The sequence below is a fragment of the Mesorhizobium sp. B2-7-3 genome, assembly GCF_006440715.1.
GTDB lineage: Bacteria > Pseudomonadota > Alphaproteobacteria > Rhizobiales > Rhizobiaceae > Mesorhizobium > Mesorhizobium australicum.
In genome coordinates this window covers 1-15,929 of record NZ_VFTY01000019.1, presented here as the reverse complement: position 1 = coordinate 15,929, position 15,929 = coordinate 1, and the positions used below count along the sequence as shown (strand labels likewise).

14 protein-coding genes are annotated in these 15,929 nt (G+C 61.5%); 9 read left to right on the top strand and 5 right to left on the bottom strand.

Translation table 11 applies throughout. The features are described from left to right. Positions 1–62: 62 nt before the first annotated feature. The 8 genes from FJW04_RS28690 to FJW04_RS28655 all read left to right on the top strand — a co-directional run bounded on the left by FJW04_RS28690 (position 63) and on the right by FJW04_RS28655 (position 8,402). On the top strand, positions 63–992 hold the full coding sequence (locus FJW04_RS28690) for a DUF2182 domain-containing protein (protein ID WP_140619648.1): 930 nt from the start codon (positions 63–65) through the stop codon (positions 990–992). Between the two features lie 14 nt (positions 993–1,006). Next, complete coding sequence (locus FJW04_RS28685; RefSeq protein WP_140718168.1) at positions 1,007–1,621, top strand: DUF1326 domain-containing protein; 615 nt, start codon at positions 1,007–1,009, stop codon at positions 1,619–1,621. Continuing rightward, entirely contained in the window at positions 1,618–2,436 is an 819-nt protein-coding gene (gene pcsA, locus FJW04_RS28680; RefSeq protein WP_015317886.1) for a phosphatidylcholine synthase, read from the top strand. The genes FJW04_RS28685 and pcsA overlap by 4 nt, the downstream gene beginning before the upstream one ends. 27 nt (positions 2,437–2,463) lie before the next feature. Next, on the top strand, positions 2,464–3,441 hold the full coding sequence (locus FJW04_RS28675) for a quinone oxidoreductase (protein WP_140619646.1): 978 nt from the start codon (positions 2,464–2,466) through the stop codon (positions 3,439–3,441). 229 nt (positions 3,442–3,670) lie between these two features. After that, positions 3,671–5,236, top strand: a complete 1,566-nt coding sequence (locus tag FJW04_RS28670; protein WP_140718166.1) for an ABC transporter ATP-binding protein — start codon at positions 3,671–3,673, stop codon at positions 5,234–5,236. Next, the gene (locus FJW04_RS28665; RefSeq protein ID WP_140718164.1) at positions 5,233–6,363 is read left to right on the top strand and encodes an ABC transporter permease; all 1,131 of its coding nucleotides are present in this window, start codon (positions 5,233–5,235) and stop codon (positions 6,361–6,363) included. The genes FJW04_RS28670 and FJW04_RS28665 overlap by 4 nt, the downstream gene beginning before the upstream one ends. Next, entirely contained in the window at positions 6,363–7,283 is a 921-nt protein-coding gene (locus FJW04_RS28660) for an ABC transporter permease (protein WP_015317890.1), read from the top strand. Before FJW04_RS28665 ends, FJW04_RS28660 begins: the two co-directional genes overlap by 1 nt. Positions 7,284–7,334: 51 nt before the next feature. Continuing rightward, complete coding sequence (locus tag FJW04_RS28655) at positions 7,335–8,402, top strand: BMP family ABC transporter substrate-binding protein (protein ID WP_015317891.1); 1,068 nt, start codon at positions 7,335–7,337, stop codon at positions 8,400–8,402. Positions 8,403–8,478: 76 nt separating this feature from the next. On the opposite strand, the gene rimO is transcribed toward FJW04_RS28655, so the two are convergent. The 5 genes from rimO to FJW04_RS28630 all read right to left on the bottom strand — a co-directional run bounded on the left by rimO (position 8,479) and on the right by FJW04_RS28630 (position 12,877). Continuing rightward, positions 8,479–9,792: a 30S ribosomal protein S12 methylthiotransferase RimO gene (gene rimO / locus FJW04_RS28650; RefSeq protein ID WP_140718162.1), complete on the bottom strand. Its 1,314-nt coding sequence runs from the start codon at positions 9,790–9,792 to the stop codon at positions 8,479–8,481. A 158-nt stretch (positions 9,793–9,950) separates the two neighbouring features. Next, positions 9,951–10,637: a TerC family protein gene (locus FJW04_RS28645; protein ID WP_023773709.1), complete on the bottom strand. Its 687-nt coding sequence runs from the start codon at positions 10,635–10,637 to the stop codon at positions 9,951–9,953. A gap of 183 nt (positions 10,638–10,820) precedes the next feature. Then, on the bottom strand, positions 10,821–11,228 hold the full coding sequence (locus FJW04_RS28640) for a DUF930 domain-containing protein (protein WP_041163455.1): 408 nt from the start codon (positions 11,226–11,228) through the stop codon (positions 10,821–10,823). A 56-nt stretch (positions 11,229–11,284) separates the two neighbouring features. Beyond that, positions 11,285–11,983: a DUF2161 family putative PD-(D/E)XK-type phosphodiesterase gene (locus tag FJW04_RS28635; RefSeq protein WP_015317895.1), complete on the bottom strand. Its 699-nt coding sequence runs from the start codon at positions 11,981–11,983 to the stop codon at positions 11,285–11,287. 54 nt (positions 11,984–12,037) lie between these two features. Further along, positions 12,038–12,877 carry a sterol desaturase family protein gene (locus FJW04_RS28630; RefSeq protein WP_015317896.1) on the bottom strand — a complete coding sequence of 280 codons (840 nt, stop codon included), beginning with the start codon at positions 12,875–12,877 and terminating at the stop codon, positions 12,038–12,040. A 377-nt stretch (positions 12,878–13,254) separates the two neighbouring features. Here FJW04_RS28630 and FJW04_RS28625 point away from each other — a divergent pair, with 377 nt between their 5' ends. After that, a complete protein-coding gene (locus tag FJW04_RS28625; RefSeq protein ID WP_023784107.1) occupies positions 13,255–13,488 on the top strand; it encodes a hypothetical protein in 234 nt (77 codons plus the stop codon). Positions 13,489–15,929 lie beyond the last annotated feature (2,441 nt).

Here is a 15,929-nt window from a genome sequence, read left to right as displayed (position 1 = left end):
CGGTCTGCAGTTGAGAGGCGGCCACCAGACCCGCCAGTCGAAAGAGGCATATAGGGCAGATCATGCGGCTTGATCAACGCGGCGATTCGGCCCATTCGGATGTCATGACCGGCCAACAGGACGACTTCAGCCATCTCGACCGCGCCGGCCGCGCCACGGCAAATGTCGCGCGCGACCCGCGTTTGACGGTCAACGTCGTCGTCTGTGCAAGCATCGCGTTGGCCTGGCTGCTGCTTGCCGCGATGGCGATACGCGGCGCCGAGGCGCGGATCAGCGCGCCGGGTGACGCTCTCCTGCGCAACCTGCCACAGCTGCCGCTGCCCGATTTCCTGGACCATTTTTTCGTTCTTTGCCTTTCGCCAGCGCCGCTGGACGCAAGCATCGGCCCGCGTGCTTTGGCACTCATCCTCATGTGGTTCCTGATGGCGATCGCCGCGATGCTGCCGTCGGCGGCACCGATGATCCGCACCTATTGCGAGATCGCCGATACGGCGCGGATCAAGCGGGCGCCGGTCGTCCATCCGCTGGTGCTGGTTGCCGGCTACCTCTGCGCCTGGCTCGCCGCATCGCTGCTGTTTGCGGCACTGACACTTGCCGTCCACGCAGTCGCCGCGTCCGCGGGGGTATTCGATCCGGTGCTTGGCGTTGCTGGTGGGCTGGCCTTGCTGGTTGCCGGCCTCTACCAGTTCAGCGGCCTCAAGGAGGCCTGCCTGACGAAATGCCGGAACCCATTCTCGACCTTGTTTTCAAACTGGAGTGCCGAGACCTTCCGCATCTTTCGGCTGGGCATCGTGCAAGGTATCTGGTGCCTGGGATGCTGCTGGGCATTGATGCTGGTGATGTTCGCCGTCGGCGTCATGAACGTCTTCTGGATGGCGCTGATCGGCGTGTTCACCCTAATTGAAAAACAAACGATGGGCAGTCTTCCAACCCGGCTGGCCGGTGCGATACTGCTTGTCTGGGCAGCCGTGCTGCTAGTAGTCTCACTGTGATTGGGGGGAATTCGATGACTGACCCGGGCTGGGCAATGAAAGGAGAGCTCGTACTCTCCTGCAATTGCACGGTTTTTTGCCCTTGCGTCTTGTCGCTCGGCACCCACCCACCAACAGAAGGCTATTGCCAGACATGGGCGGGTTTCCGTATCGATGCGGGTCACTTCGGCGAAGTCGACCTCTCCGGCCTCAACCTTGGGCTGATCATGGAAATCCCCGGTTACATGAGCCGCGGCAATTGGACCGCGGGCCTGTTCATCGACATCAGAGCCTCGGTTTACGCGGTCAAGGCGTTGACCAAGATCTTCACCGGCAAGGCCGGCGGGACCACGTCGCTGCTCTCGATCCTCGTCGGCAAATTCCTGGGCGTAGAACAGGTGCCGATCACCTACGAGACACGGGACAAGACGCGTATCTTCCAGATTCCGAAGATCATCGACGGGGCGGTCACGCCAATCGCGGGCAAGGACCGCGACAAGGATACGGTGATCACGAACTCGGAGTACTGGATCGCGCCGGAGATCATCGTGGCAAGGTCCGACAAGAGCAAGATGCGCGCCTTTGGCCGCAACTGGAATTTCGCCGGCCGCTCGGCCGAGATCTGCAAGCTTGATTGGCGGGGCCCGTGAGCAAGAACACAAAAGCCCGCAAGATCGCCGGGAAGATCACCGACCGGATTCCACGGCCGAAGAAGAAGGTCACCTGGCCGCAGGCGCGTGCGTTTTCGGTGCATCTGCTGACCGCCTCCGGTTCGTTCCTGGCTTTCCTGTCGCTGGTGGCGGCGAGCGAGGAGCGCTGGACGGCCATGTTCTGGTGGCTAGGCCTGGCGCTGTTCGTCGATGGCATCGACGGGCCGATCGCCCGAAAGCTGGAGGTCAAGGAAATCCTGCCGACCTGGTCCGGCGAACTCCTCGACAACATTATCGACTACGTGACCTACGTGCTGATCCCGGCCTTCGCGCTCTACCAACGGGGCTTCATGGGCGAAGGCCTGTCGTTCCTTTCGGCGGCGATCATCGTCGTCTCCAGCGCGATCTACTATGCCGACACCGGCATGAAGACGAAGGAGAATTTCTTCAAGGGATTCCCGGTGGTCTGGAACATGGTGGTGTTCACGCTGTTTGTCATCGAACCGGGACAATGGGTCTCGTTCGCGGTGGTAGTGGTGGCCGGCATTCTGACCTTTGTCCCGATAAACTTCATCCATCCGGTGCGGGTGAAGCGGCTGCGGCCGATCAATCTCGGCATGACGCTGTTGTGGTGTGCTTTCGGCGCGCTCGCGCTTGCGCAGGCCGCACTCGCCGCTTTCTACGACCAGATCGGCGTGCTTGGCGAACAAGTCGGCACTTTCACCAAGATCGGAATCACCGTTACCGGGCTCTATCTCGCAACCATTGGTGGCCTCATGCAGTTCTTTCCGAACCTCGGCGCCAAAAAGGCCTGACCAGCCGCTCTTCAAGGAATCCTCTCCATGTCCAAAGCCATCCGCATCCACGCCAATGGCGGTCCGGAAGTCCTGATCCATGAGGACACCGATCCTGGCCAGCCGGGTTCGGGGCAGATCCTGATCAGGCATACCGCGATCGGTCTCAATTTCATCGACGTCTATCATCGCTCGGGTCTTTATCCGCCGCCCGGCGGATTTCCGCTCGTTCCGGGCAGCGAAGCCGCCGGCGTGGTGCTGGAAGTCGGCGGGGGCATCGACTGGCTGAAGTCGGGCGACCGGATTGCCTATGCCGTGACGACCGGCGCTTACGCGCAAGAGCGCGTCATCGATGCCAGCAAGGTCGTCAAGGTACCGGACGGCATCAGCGACGAGCAGGCCGCCGCCATGATGCTGAAAGGCATGACCGCGGAATATCTTCTGCGCCGCACCTTCAAGGTGAAGGCGGGCGACACCATCCTGTTTCATGCCGCGGCCGGCGGGGTCGGCCTGATCCTCGGCCAATGGGCGAAGCATCTCGGCGCGACGGTCATCGGCACCGCCAGTTCCACCGACAAGATCGAACTCGCCAAGGCGCACGGCTTCGACCATGTCATCAACTACAAGGAGCAGGATTTCGTCGCCGGCGTAGCCGCCATCACCGGCGGCAAGAAGTGCGATGTCGTCTACGATTCGGTGGGTAACGACACATTTCCGGCCTCGCTCGACTGCCTGAAGCCGCTCGGCATGTTCGTCAGCTTCGGCCAGTCCTCGGGACCCATCCCGCCGTTCTCGATGTCGCTGCTGGCGCAGAAGGGCTCGCTGTTCGCAACCAGGCCGACGCTGTTCGTCTACAATGCCAGACGTGAGGACCTCGATGCCTCCGCCGCCGCACTGTTCGAGGTCGTGCTCAGCGGCGCCGTCGAGATCAAGATCAATCAGCGCTACGCACTGAAGGATGCCGGCAAGGCACATGCGGACCTTGAAGGCCGCAGAACGACAGGTACGACCATCCTGGTTCCCTGAAGGCAATCTGCCTGGGTTTTCAGCGCGCTGCCGCAGCCGCGAGCATGGTTTGCCCGAAAAGCCGGCCCGCCATATGCTTGTGCGAAGGAAGGCTGATCTTTGCCCTTGAGTTTCCGCTGAAATTCTTGAAGCTCTTTCAAGTTGGGTGCTGCTTTCGCACGAGAGCCGGCCGCGCATACGATGCTTGCGGGAACACAGAACATGTCCGGTAATCCGGACGGGAGGCACTGTGAGTGCAAATCATGATGGGGCGAACCTGCTCGAGGTTCGGGGCCTGACCAAGATATTCGGCACGCTGACAGCGTGCGATCATATCGATCTCAACATCGCCAAAGGTGAAATCCACGCTTTGCTCGGTGAGAACGGCGCCGGCAAATCGACACTGGTCAAGATGCTGTTCGGCTCGCTGGAACCCAATTCCGGCGAGATTTTCTGGAACGGCCAGGCAGTGCGGATCACCAGTCCAGGCGTTGCCAAAAAGCTCGGCATCGGCATGGTTTTCCAGCATTTTTCGCTGTTCGAAGCCCTGACGGCCGCCGAGAACATCGCGCTGTCGCTGGATGACGGCTCGCCGATCGGCAGCATCGCGGCCAAGGCGAGGGCGCTTTCCTACAGCTACGGCCTGCCGCTCGATCCGGAATCGCTGGTCGGCGATCTGTCCGTCGGCGAGCGCCAGCGCATCGAGATCATCCGCTGCCTGCTGCAGACGCCGCAGCTCATCATCCTGGACGAGCCGACATCGGTGCTGACGCCGCAGGAAGCGGACAAGTTGTTCGAGACGCTGGAACGCTTGCGCGCGGAAGGCAAATCGATCCTCTACATTTCGCACCGGCTCGAAGAGGTCAAACGCATCTGCGACCGCGCCACGGTGCTGCGGCACGGCAAGGTGGTCGGTCACTGCAACCCGCGCGAGGAGACAGCCTCATCGCTCGCCCGCATGATGGTCGGCAACGAAGTGCAGGCCGTGGTGCGCGCGCCGGTCGAGGGGATCGAAACCGCGCAGCCGCTGCTCGAAATCCTCAACCTCAACCGCAAGCCGGCAACGCCGTTTTCCATTCCGCTCAAGAACATCAGCCTCAATGTCCGCGCTGGCGAGGTGATCGGCATTGCCGGTGTCGCCGGCAACGGCCAGGGCGAGTTCTTCGAATCCGTCTCCGGCGAGGTTTTGCAGCAGGATGCCGCTTCGGTGCGCATCCGCGGCAAGAACGCCGGCAGCCTCACCATTACCGGGCGGCGCCTGTTGGGGGCCGCGTTCGTGCCGGAGGAGCGTCTCGGCCATGGCGCCGCGCCGCGCATGAAGCTCTCGGAAAACCTCCTGCTGTCGCGCCATGCCACGGACGGCAAGGCTTTTGTCGGCAGCGGCGGGATGGTCAAGAGCGGCGCCGTCTATGCCGCCTCGCAGCGCATCGTCGAGGCGATGGATGTGCGCAAGAGCGCGCCGGATCCCGAAGCGGCAGCACTTTCGGGCGGCAATCTGCAGAAATTCATCGTCGGCCGCGAACTCGACCGCCGCCCAAGCGTGATGGTGGTGAACCAGCCGACATGGGGTGTCGACGCAGGAGCCGCAGCGCACATCCGTCAGGCCTTGATCGAACTGTCGCGCGGCGGATCGGCGGTGCTGGTGATCAGCCAGGATCTCGACGAGCTGTTCGAAATATCGGACGCGATCGCCGTCATGCACAATGGAGAATTGTCCAGGCCGATGCCGATCGCCGAAGCGACTTTCGAGAAGGTCGGCTTGCTGATGGGTGGCGCCGAGCCCGGCCACGCCGAACATACGCTGGAGACGGCATGATGCGCCTCGAACTTGTCAAACGCCCGCAGCGCTCGGCGCTGTTTTCGATGCTGTCGCCATTCATCGCCTTCGGGCTGACCATCATTGCCGGCGCGGTTCTGTTCGCTCTGCTCGGCGTCAACCCGCTGAATGCCTTCCAGATCTATTTCATCGAGCCGATCAGCCAGGTCTGGCAGTTGCATGAGCTGGCGATCAAGGCAGCGCCGCTGATCCTGATCGCTGTCGGCCTGTCGGTCTGCTACAAGGCCAACATCTGGAACATCGGCGCCGAAGGCCAGTTCATCTTCGGCGCAATCTTCGGCTCGATCATTCCCGTGCTGTTCCCGCAATTCGATGGCCCGCTGGTGCTGCCGCTGATGCTTCTGCTCGGCATGGTCGGCGGTGCGGCCTACGCGGCGATCCCGGCCTTGCTGAAGACCCGGTTCAATACCAACGAGATCCTGACCAGCCTCATGCTGGTCTATGTCGCGCAGCTCTTCCTCGACTGGCTGGTGCGGGGTCCCTGGCGCGATCCGCAGGGCCACGGCTTTCCGCAGACGATCCAGTTCGGCGACGCGGCCGTGCTGCCGGAACTGATGCCCGATGCCGGGCGCGCCAATTGGGGGTTTGTGTTTGCCCTGGTGGCCGCGGTGCTGATCTGGATCCTGATGGCCCGCATGCTCAAGGGCTTCGAGGTCCGCGTGCTGGGCTCCAGCCCAAGGGCAGGGCGCTTCGCCGGCTTCGGCCTCAACCGGATGGTGTTCTTTGCCTTCCTGCTATCGGGAGCGCTGGCCGGCCTTGCCGGCATCTCCGAAGTTTCCGGCGCCATCGGGCAACTTCAGCCCGTGATTTCGCCCGGGTATGGCTTCACGGCCATCATCGTTGCGTTCCTCGGCCGCCTCAATCCGCTCGGCATCGTCGCCGCGGGCCTGGTGCTGGCCCTGACCTATCTCGGCGGCGAGGCCGTGCAAAGCGCACTCGGCATTTCCGACAAGGTGGCGAGGGTGTTCCAGGGCATGCTGCTGTTCTTCGTGCTCGGCTGCGACACGCTCATTCATTACCGCATCCGCTTGATCGGTCTGGCGCTGACGAAACAGGAAACGCCCGCGAAGCTCGAGGCCGCACCAAAGTTGAAGGAAGCCCGCTGATGGACATCACCGTCAACATCCTCCTGACCATAGCCACGGCGGCGACGCCGCTTTTGATCGCGGCGATTGGCGAACTGGTGGTCGAACGTTCCGGCGTGCTCAACCTCGGTGTCGAAGGCATGATGGTCATGGGCGCCGTCGGCGGCTTCGGGGCCGGCTATCTGACGGGATCGCCCTGGATCGGCCTTCTGGCGGCGATCGTCGTGGGCGCGCTGTTCTCCTTGCTTTTTGCCGTGATGACGCTGTCGCTGGCCACCAACCAGGTGGCAACAGGCCTGTCACTGACGCTGCTTGGTCTCGGCCTTTCCGGCATGATGGGAACAAGCTTCGTCGGCCAGCCCGGTGTCAGGCTGCCCAATCTCGATATTCCCGGCCTCAGTTCCATACCGGTCGTGGGCAGGCTTCTTTTTGGCCAGGATCCGATCTTCTACATTTCGATCGCGCTGACGGCCGCGGTGATGTGGTTCCTGTTCAAGACGCGTACCGGCCTCACGCTGCGCTCGATTGGTGACAGCCATGCCTCGGCGCATGCGCTCGGCATCAAGGTCATTCGTTACCGCTATCTCTCGGTCATCTTCGGCGGTGCCTGCGCCGGTCTCGCCGGTGGGCATCTGTCGCTCGTCTATACGCCACAGTGGGTCGAGAACATGTCCGCGGGCCGAGGCTGGATCGCACTCGCACTGGTGGTGTTCGCGTCCTGGCGGCCATGGCGGGTACTGGCCGGCGCCTACATCTTCGGCGCGGTGTGGATCGGCCAGCTTCATGCACAGGCTTTTGGCATTCCAGTGCCCTCGCAGATGCTTTCTTCTCTGCCCTATCTGGCAACCGTCGTGGTTCTCGTTCTAATCTCGCGCAACAAGCGTCTGACGATGATGAACACGCCGGCATCCCTGGGGCAGCCATTCGTTCCGGATCGTTGACAACAAGAACAAGACGGGAAGCTCCAAGGCTTAACTCAGAGAGGTAACACAATGAAAAAACTGCTTATTGCCCTGATGACGACGACAGCGGCTTTGTCGCTGGCCGTGTCCGCGGAGGCCGCCGACAAGTTGAAGGCCTGCTGGGTCTACACCGGCCCGATCGGCGATTTTGGCTATTCCTACCAGCACGACCAGGGACGCCTCGAGGTCGAGAAGGCGCTCGGCGACAAGGTCGAGACTGCTTACCTGGAAAACGTCTCCGAAGGCCCCGATGCCGACCGTGCTTTCGAGCGCCTGGCGCGCGAAGGCTGCAAGATCATCTTCGGCACCTCGTTCGGCTTCATGGACGCCGAAGTGAAGGTCGCCAAGAAGTTTCCCAAAGTGATGTTCGAGCACGCCACCGGCTACAAGACCGGGGACAATCTCGGCATCTACAATGCCCGCTTCTATGAAGGCCGCTATGTGCTCGGCCAGATCGCCGCCAAGGAATCGAAGTCCGGCGTCGCCGGCTACATCGTCTCCTTCCCGATCCCGGAAGTGGTGATGGGGATCAACTCCTTCATGCTCGGCGCGCAGTCGATCAATCCGAACTTCAAGGCCAAGATCGTCTGGGTCAATTCGTGGTTCGATCCGGGCAAGGAAGCCGACGCCGCCAAGGCGCTGTTCGACCAGGGCGCCGACATCATCGTCCAGCACACCGACTCGACCGCGGCCCTGCAGGTGGCCGAGGAGCGCAAGCTGCACGGCTTCGGCCAGTCGTCCGACATGATCAAGTTCGCGCCCAACGCGCAGCTGACCTCGCTGACGGACGAATGGGGTCCGTATTATATCAGCCGCGTGCAGGCGGCCATCGACGGCACCTGGAAGCCGGACAATGTCTGGCTCGGCATCAAGGACGGCGCGGTCAAGCTCGCGCCCTACACCAACATGCCCGACGACGTGAAGGCGATGGCCGAAGCGACCGAAAAGAAGATCGCCGGAGGCTGGAACCCCTTCACCGGGCCGATCGCCAAGCAGGACGGCTCGGCATGGCTGAAGGACGGCGAGGTCGCCGACGACGGCACGCTGCTCGGCATGAATTTCTACGTCAAGGGCGTCGACGACAAGTTGCCGCAATAGGCAGCACGCCACGTCTCTATGGGAAGGGCGCCGCGAGGCGCCCTTTTTCATTTGGATGGTGAACTTGACGGAAGGCTCAGACAGCCGAGCCGTAGAGATCGTAAGCGTCCGCGCGCTCGATCTTGACGGTGACGATGTCGCCGGCGCGCATCGGGCGGCGCGACTGGATGTGGACCGAACCATCGATCTCGGGCGCATCATATTTGGTGCGACCCTTTGCCGAAGTGCCGTGCGCCTCGTCGATCAGCACCGGCAGACGCTTGCCGACCTTCCTGGCCAGCTGCGCTGCCGAGATCTTCTGCTGGCGCTGCATGAAGCGATGCCAGCGCGCTTCCTTGATCTCCTGCGGCACCTGCTCAAGCCCGAGCTCGTTGGAGCGGGCGCCTCTGACCGGCTCGTATTTGAAGCAGCCGGCGCGATCGATTTTCGCTTCATCCAGCCAATCGAGTAGCATCTCGAAGTCGTCATCCGTTTCGCCGGGGAAGCCGACGATGAAGGTCGAGCGGATGGCGAGATCCGGGCACACGTCGCGCCAGCCGCGAATGCGCTCGAGCGTCTTCTCGCCATGAGCGGGCCGGCGCATGTTCTTCAGCACCTGTGGCGAGGCATGCTGGAAGGGGATGTCCAGGTAGGGAAGGATTTTTCCTTCGGCCATCAGCGGGATGACGTCGGCGACGTGCGGATAGGGGTAGACATAATGCATGCGCACCCAGATGCCGAGCTTGCCCAATTCCTCCGAGAGATCGAGGAATTTCGCCCGCACTTCGCGGTCGCCGAACATGGACGTCTGGTACTTGATGTCGATGCCGTAGGCGCTGGTATCCTGCGAGATGACGAGCAGTTCCTTGACGCCGGCCTTGGCCAGTTTCTCGGCTTCGCGCAGCACATCGGCGGCCGGCCGCGAGACGAGATCGCCGCGCAGTGCCGGAATGATGCAGAAGGTGCAACGGTTGTTGCAGCCTTCCGAAATCTTCAAATAGGCATAATGGCGCGGCGTCAGCTTGACGCCTTGCGGCGGCAGCAGGTCGATGTAGGGATCGTGTGAGGGAGGGGCGGCCTCATGGACGGCGGCCATCACGCTCTCATAGGCCTGCGGGCCGGTGATCGCCAGCACGTTGGGGTGCTTCTCGCGGATCACGTCCGGCTCGGCGCCCAGACAGCCGGTGACGATGACCCTGCCGTTTTCCGACAGTGCCGAGCCGATGGCGTTGAGCGACTCGTCGCGGGCGGAGTCGAGAAAGCCACAGGTGTTGACGACAACGAGATCGGCGCCGTCATGCTTGCGGGCGATCTCGTAGCCCTCGGCCCGCAGACGCGTGATGATGCGCTCGGAATCGACAAGGGCTTTGGGACATCCGAGACTGACGAAGCTGACGCGTGGGGCGGACATGGGCAATTTTCCAATGGACGCGAACCGGAAACACCGATCCGGCCCGCAGTCTCAACATATGATGGCTTGCATGGCTCCTGGCAGGAGCTCAATTTGGGCGGCGCAATAGCACGGCTTGCTCAATCAGGCAAACGGAGCCCTGCGGCCCGACATTTGCGTCAGTGCCCGCTTGACCCGAACCAGGGTGACAGGAAGGCGAAATGATCGGGGAATTGCTGCACGGCTCCGTCCAGCAGCATCTTGACCGCGACATAGAGGATGATGACCAGGCCGATATAGGCAATCCAGCGGTATTTGTGCAGCAAGCGCGCGACGAACGACGCCGCAAAGCCCATCAACGCGATCGACAGCGCCAGTCCGACAATCAGCACCGTCGGATGGTTCATAGCCGCTCCCGCGACGGCCAGAACATTGTCGAGCGACATCGAGACGTCGGCAATGACGATCTGCCAAGCGGCCTGCGAGAAGGTTTTGCTCGGCCCCTTGCCGCCAATGACGCCGTCCTTGTCGAAGTCGCCGTTCGACAGCGCTTCGGTGGCGTCGCGCTCGTCGTCGTGGCTGACACGCAATTCGCGCCACATCTTCCAGCAAACCCACAGCAAAAGCAGGCCGCCGCCGATAAGCAGCATGGGACCAATGGTCAGCAGCCATTGCGTGATCAGGGCGAAGAAAATGCGAAGAACGGTGGCCGCCGCGATGCCGACAAGAATGGCTCGCTGGCGCTGGCTGGCCGGCAGGCCGGCAGCGGCAAGGCCGATAACGATGGCATTGTCGCCCGCGAGCGCAAGGTCGATGGCGATGACCTGAAGGAGAGCCGAAAAGCCCGCGGCGGTAAATATTTCCATCGACCTGGAAGCCCTTCGTCGAGTGTTCGTCGTCGATCGTCCGAACGGGCCTAAAGGCATGGTCCGCTGGCGTCAAGTGCGGCAACGGGCAACGCTGGAAAACCATTTTCGTGGCGGTGGAATTGCGGGAGGTTCTCGACAGCCGCCGGCACAAGCCGGAGGCGGGCGCAAGCCCGCGAGAACCTAATCGTAGAGATTGTATTTCGCCCAGTCGGCTTCCGGAATCTCGTCCCCGATCCGATAGCGGAGCTGGAGAACTTCCATATGGTCCGGTCCCGTCTGGCATTTGAATTTCAGCCGGTACCATTGCCCCTTGCTGCGGAACGCCGCACCGGGACTCCGGATTGCGTCGGCGCTCATCTCCGGCGTCGCGAAGGCGTAAGCGACGACGCGGTCGGCCTTGAACTTGCGATCATCGTGGGTGATCCGGTCCAGGATTTCGGCATCGCAACGCTGTTCGAGGCGGGTTTGCGGATCAAGTTTCATCAGCCCGGCGCGCAAAGCGTTGTCCATCGCACTGGCCGGAAAGGCCAGCGTCAGGGACGCAATGGCCATCATGCAGAGTGTCTTCATGGGCGGGACAAGCAACATGTTTTGTCTGAAAAATCAACCAATAGCGGCGGTTCATGCTCGGCAAACCCTGGCATTCAGAGGTCCGGCGCAATCAAAATCTCGTGTCGGGCTTCATCGTGCGCGACCTGCGGCCAACGAACCAGCGAAGCTCGGCCGGCATCCGTGAGATCATAGAGACCACGCTCGACCCTTGCGAACCAGCCATAGACATTGTGCTGAAGAATCTTCGGCGCGATCGACGTCAAGGCTTTCAGATCGCGCGGCCGTTTGGGGCCGTCCGCAAGCGCGGCGGCGCAGGCGAGGGCGCTCTGCCGGTAGGCGGTCATGATCGGAGTGCGCGATCCGCCGCCAGCGACAGGATCGCCGCGGCGGCGCTGATGCTCATCGACAAGGCGAGAACGCCGTCGCGCATTTTTGCGCGGTGCCTGGGCGACCGGACTGAGAAGCACTTCGACCCTGTCATTGGCGGTCACCGCGAGCAGGCCGAAGCCAAGCCGACGGCAGAGATTGCGGAACCTGGCATCGCTTTCGCGCCCCTTGCCCCGCGCCGACATGCGCGCTGCCAGCCAAACTTCATCGCAAGCAGCCGCACGGTCGACGCCCTGCAGAACCAGTTCGAGATTGAACTGCAGCTTCAGCTCGCAGATGACGACGATCGGCGGCTCTCCCTCGCGCAGCGCGACGATGTCGCAACCGCCGATTTCCCCTTTCACGACGAAGTCGAGGTTTTCGAGGAAGCGCTTCACCGGCGCGTAGAGTGAGGTCTCGTTCATGCCTCGAGGCTTAGCCGATTCGCCATGAAAGGCCTCGGCACCGTGGCCCCGAACTCATCTGTCGACATGCTCGATGCCCGGCGTGTCCGGCAACCAGCCTGCTTCGACGCTCGGCGCTGCCCGTTTCGACGGCTTCCTGTGAGGCAAGAACGGATAGCCGAGCTGGCCGAAATAGCTGGAGGGGATGGGATCATCGACGCCGTATTTCTCGGGCAGCTTGTTGCCGGTGGCATTGTAGGTGCCGAATATCACGTCGAGGAACGGCAATTGGCCGGCGAAGTTCTTGTCGTAGGCTGTGCGCTGGTTGGCATGGTGCCAGCGATGGAACTGCGGGCTGGCGATCAACCACTTGAAGGGGCCGAACGCAATCCGCAGGTTTGAATGAACAAGCATCGTGTGGCCGAAGTAGATAAGCGAAAAGACGGCGAGTGAGGCGTCGGAGAAGCCAAGGAGGTAGATCGGCGTCAACGATATTGCCTTTGTGACGATCGCGTCGACCGGGTGGGAATGGAAAGCGCCGAGCCAGTCCAGCTCCTCAATGCCATGGTGTATCGCATGGAATTTCCAGAGAGCGGGGATTTTATGGAAGGCCCGATGCGCCCAATAGACGCCGATATCGGTGATCAGGATCATTTCCGCAACCTGCAGCCAGATGGGCTGGCCGCTGACGGCCCGCGTTACCGATTGCGGGACAAGGATCGCGGCGGCTTCGAGGGTGCCGAGCGCCATCATGGCCATGGCTGCCTTTATGACGAAGGTGTTGAACAGCACATAAATCAGATCGACATCCAAGCCTTTGCGGAGGACCTTCTGCGGCTGCTCGGCAAACAGATGTTCGAACGGAATGAAGATCAGCGCACAGATCAAAAGCGCCTTGATGCCAAAGATGTCCATCTATCGCCCAGCCTGTCGCCGGCACGCCGCCAGCGCTTCAACTCCTCAGCAGAACCACATCTCCCTTTCCAAAGGCTGAAGGGATCTCCGATAATGCTTATGGCCGGCATGTGATCGCCACCGATGTCGCAAGACCGCGAGACGCGTACCGATCGTCCTTGCGAAGGGCGTACGCAGCCATCTGTCCTTGTGTCACATCGGTGTCGCAACCGCGCGATATCTGGACAATGCGCGCTTGTCGAACGCAGCGCAACGCGCGTCCTTCCAGGACTAACCCCTCCGGTCCCTGCCGGCGGGGTTTCTCATTTTCAGAACCATATTGTCGGTCGCGAGTTGTCCTTGCTATTGTGGCATTGCGGTCAGCAGGGACGCCCATCATGGATGCAAGCGAAATGAGTGCGATCGGCGATACCCTCATGAGGATCGTCACGCCCGACATGTCTCCCAAGCAGCTCGTCAAGGCTGCCCGGAAAGCGCACCCCAAGGCCTCCAAGAAGGATATCGCCAGAGCAGCCTTCTTTTCGATCATCGCGAACGCCGACCGGGACATCGGCAAGGCCAGGAACCTGCAGGCGTTTGCCATCGCGGAGCGCACACAGCAGTCCGACTGAGCAAGGTGGCGACCTTCGCCTTTTGTGCAACATGCGGGCGGCCCGGCGAGGAGGGGTGGGACGCCGCCGGGCCTGACCAGCGGTGTTGGGTTGGGATGATTACCCGCCAGCTTGACCGTTAATACGCCAGCTTCCAGAAACGGCATCATTCAAACGGCGGGAGACGGTCGGGTTGCACCAAGCGTCGGGGCCACCAGACGAACGCGCAGCGAAAAGCGACCGAGCCAAAAAATCTGGCTGACATGTCTCCGGCTAAAAGCCAAATAGCAAACGCCGATCGTTTGCCGGGCGGAGCGGTTGCGGCGGCTGTTGGGCTAACACGCTATCTCACGGTCCCGTCTCAGGGAACCAATCCGCTGCCGATCTGTTGTTTTGGCAGCGTGGAGATGTCCCCTCAACTCCTAGCCGAATGGCCCGCTGCGCTCCTCCCGGAGGCGGCGGGCTTTGCTTTGTTGGAACCCGAGCCCCCCGACTTTGTTTTGGTAGAGAACAGGAGGCGCATGTGGAGCCAAAGTCATCACGCGAACTGCCAGGTCCAGAACCCCGCAAGGACCGAGGAAGGGACACCCGAAAAGCGATTGCCAAAACACCTGACAAGGCCAATGATTGGGACCGTGATGCCGTGCATGGAGATGGCGACACGATCGACATTCAGCCTGAGCCGGGCGTGGAGTCGAAATAGCCGTCTACGGTTGGGTCGCCCCCGCAACCAACTTCGCCGCCCATCGTTGACCTATGCTGGTTGATCCCAGCACTCCAGAACTTGCCCGCCGGTTCCCACCTGGCGGGCCTTTTGCTGGTGGGTTGAAAAATATGTGCCGGTCATGAAGGCTCGGAACTGGTCCGCTTCCCTGTTATCGGTTCGCCCCTTTGAACTGCCTCCTGCCCCGGCCGAAGGCTTTTTTGCACCCGCGCAGCTGGGAGGTGCCGCCATTGGAACCAGCCGGGAAACAACGCGGTCGGCACGGCGATAGTCCAGAGGGAACAAGCGATTGCTAACGCATAGCAGTTGGCCGTGCATCATCACAATGACGGACGACTTACCCCGCCACATGTGAAAGCTTCACAGGGCGTACGAGGGGAATGGCCGGTGAAGGATCAAATTGTCGGATCACTTCGGTACCATCCGAAGCCTAAATGCATCGCGTGGCTTCCAGCGTCAGCAACGCTGGAAGCCGAGCGAACGGAGCGAGACGCCAAGACCGCTGGCCTCAGGCGACTGAGGGCTTACTCGGAATGGCTCGTTCGCGACGATCTAGCCTCGATGCGCGATCAGGTAGACTGCTCGGCTCTTCTGTAGAGTGTCAGCCGGCTGTGGCACGGCCCACGCCTTGCGAGAGGGAGCTAGAGCAGGACTCGCTGCTATAGCGCTTCCCATTGCGGTTTGCCGTTTGCGGGCTGCCAGGGCGCTGGCGATGTCATCGAAGGCGGCGCATTCCATGCTCAGAGCATAAATCGAAACGGATTCGCTATCAGTCTCCTGTTTGTCACGCTGAGCGGACTGGCTCCGCCCGGCGGGCTTTTTTGGCTCCTATGACGTCCTGCGGTTTTTTGAACCGGGAGCGCTAGGTGGAATGGTGCGGAACGGTGGATGTCGTTCGTTCTAGTTGCAACAACTGCAGTAACGGTTGATTCAACCATTGCTGGTATTTATTCCATTGTATGGTGGCGGCTCCGACAGTGCGGCGGGGGCTGGGTTGCCGGAGCCGCCTGCGCAGTCCGGTTGGGATTTGACCGCGCTGTCTCAGAATAGGACAGCGCGGTCAATGATTCGTTAATCGTGACAGTTTCGCCGGTCGGGCGTCAGCAGTAATCTGTAGCTTTCGACGATGGCAATGATCGCCTTGGACGCAATGGAACAATTCCGTGTGTCGGAGGCGGCCCGCCGGCTTGCGTTTCTCCGGTTTTATTGCGCTCTCGCCTCAACCCTCTCAAGGCACTGAACGGGAATATTAGGCCATGTCGCCTTGGCGCATTCCGATGCCGTAACGGCCACCACGGGCTCGCCTTGCACACTGGCCGCTTGGGTAGGCGTGGATGCAAGGAGGAATGTTTGCGTCAGGAGGGCTGACAAGGCTGCAACTTGAACAAGCACGGCGGCAAAGGCGATTTTCTTGAGCATGCCGAGAGAACGCGGTGGATAGCTACCGGTTCCCTGTGCCCACCATGCCCAAAATCATCGTGAATGGTAACTGCCAGACGCTTTACGGCGCTTGCAGTCACCCCTTATCGGCTCTCAAATCGGCGGCCCCAGATGCCCGTGTCGAACTCGACCATGGCACCCGCGGATGATTGGTGAAGATGTTGCGGCACCATCGCAGCCAAGCGGGCTGGGGATAGCGGTGGGGTCCCTATCTGATTCATAGTGCCCTTCCCGAGAGATGGGTGACAGTTCATTCCGGATAGATGGGTTACACTTTCGGCCCTTTGCAAGGAGAGCA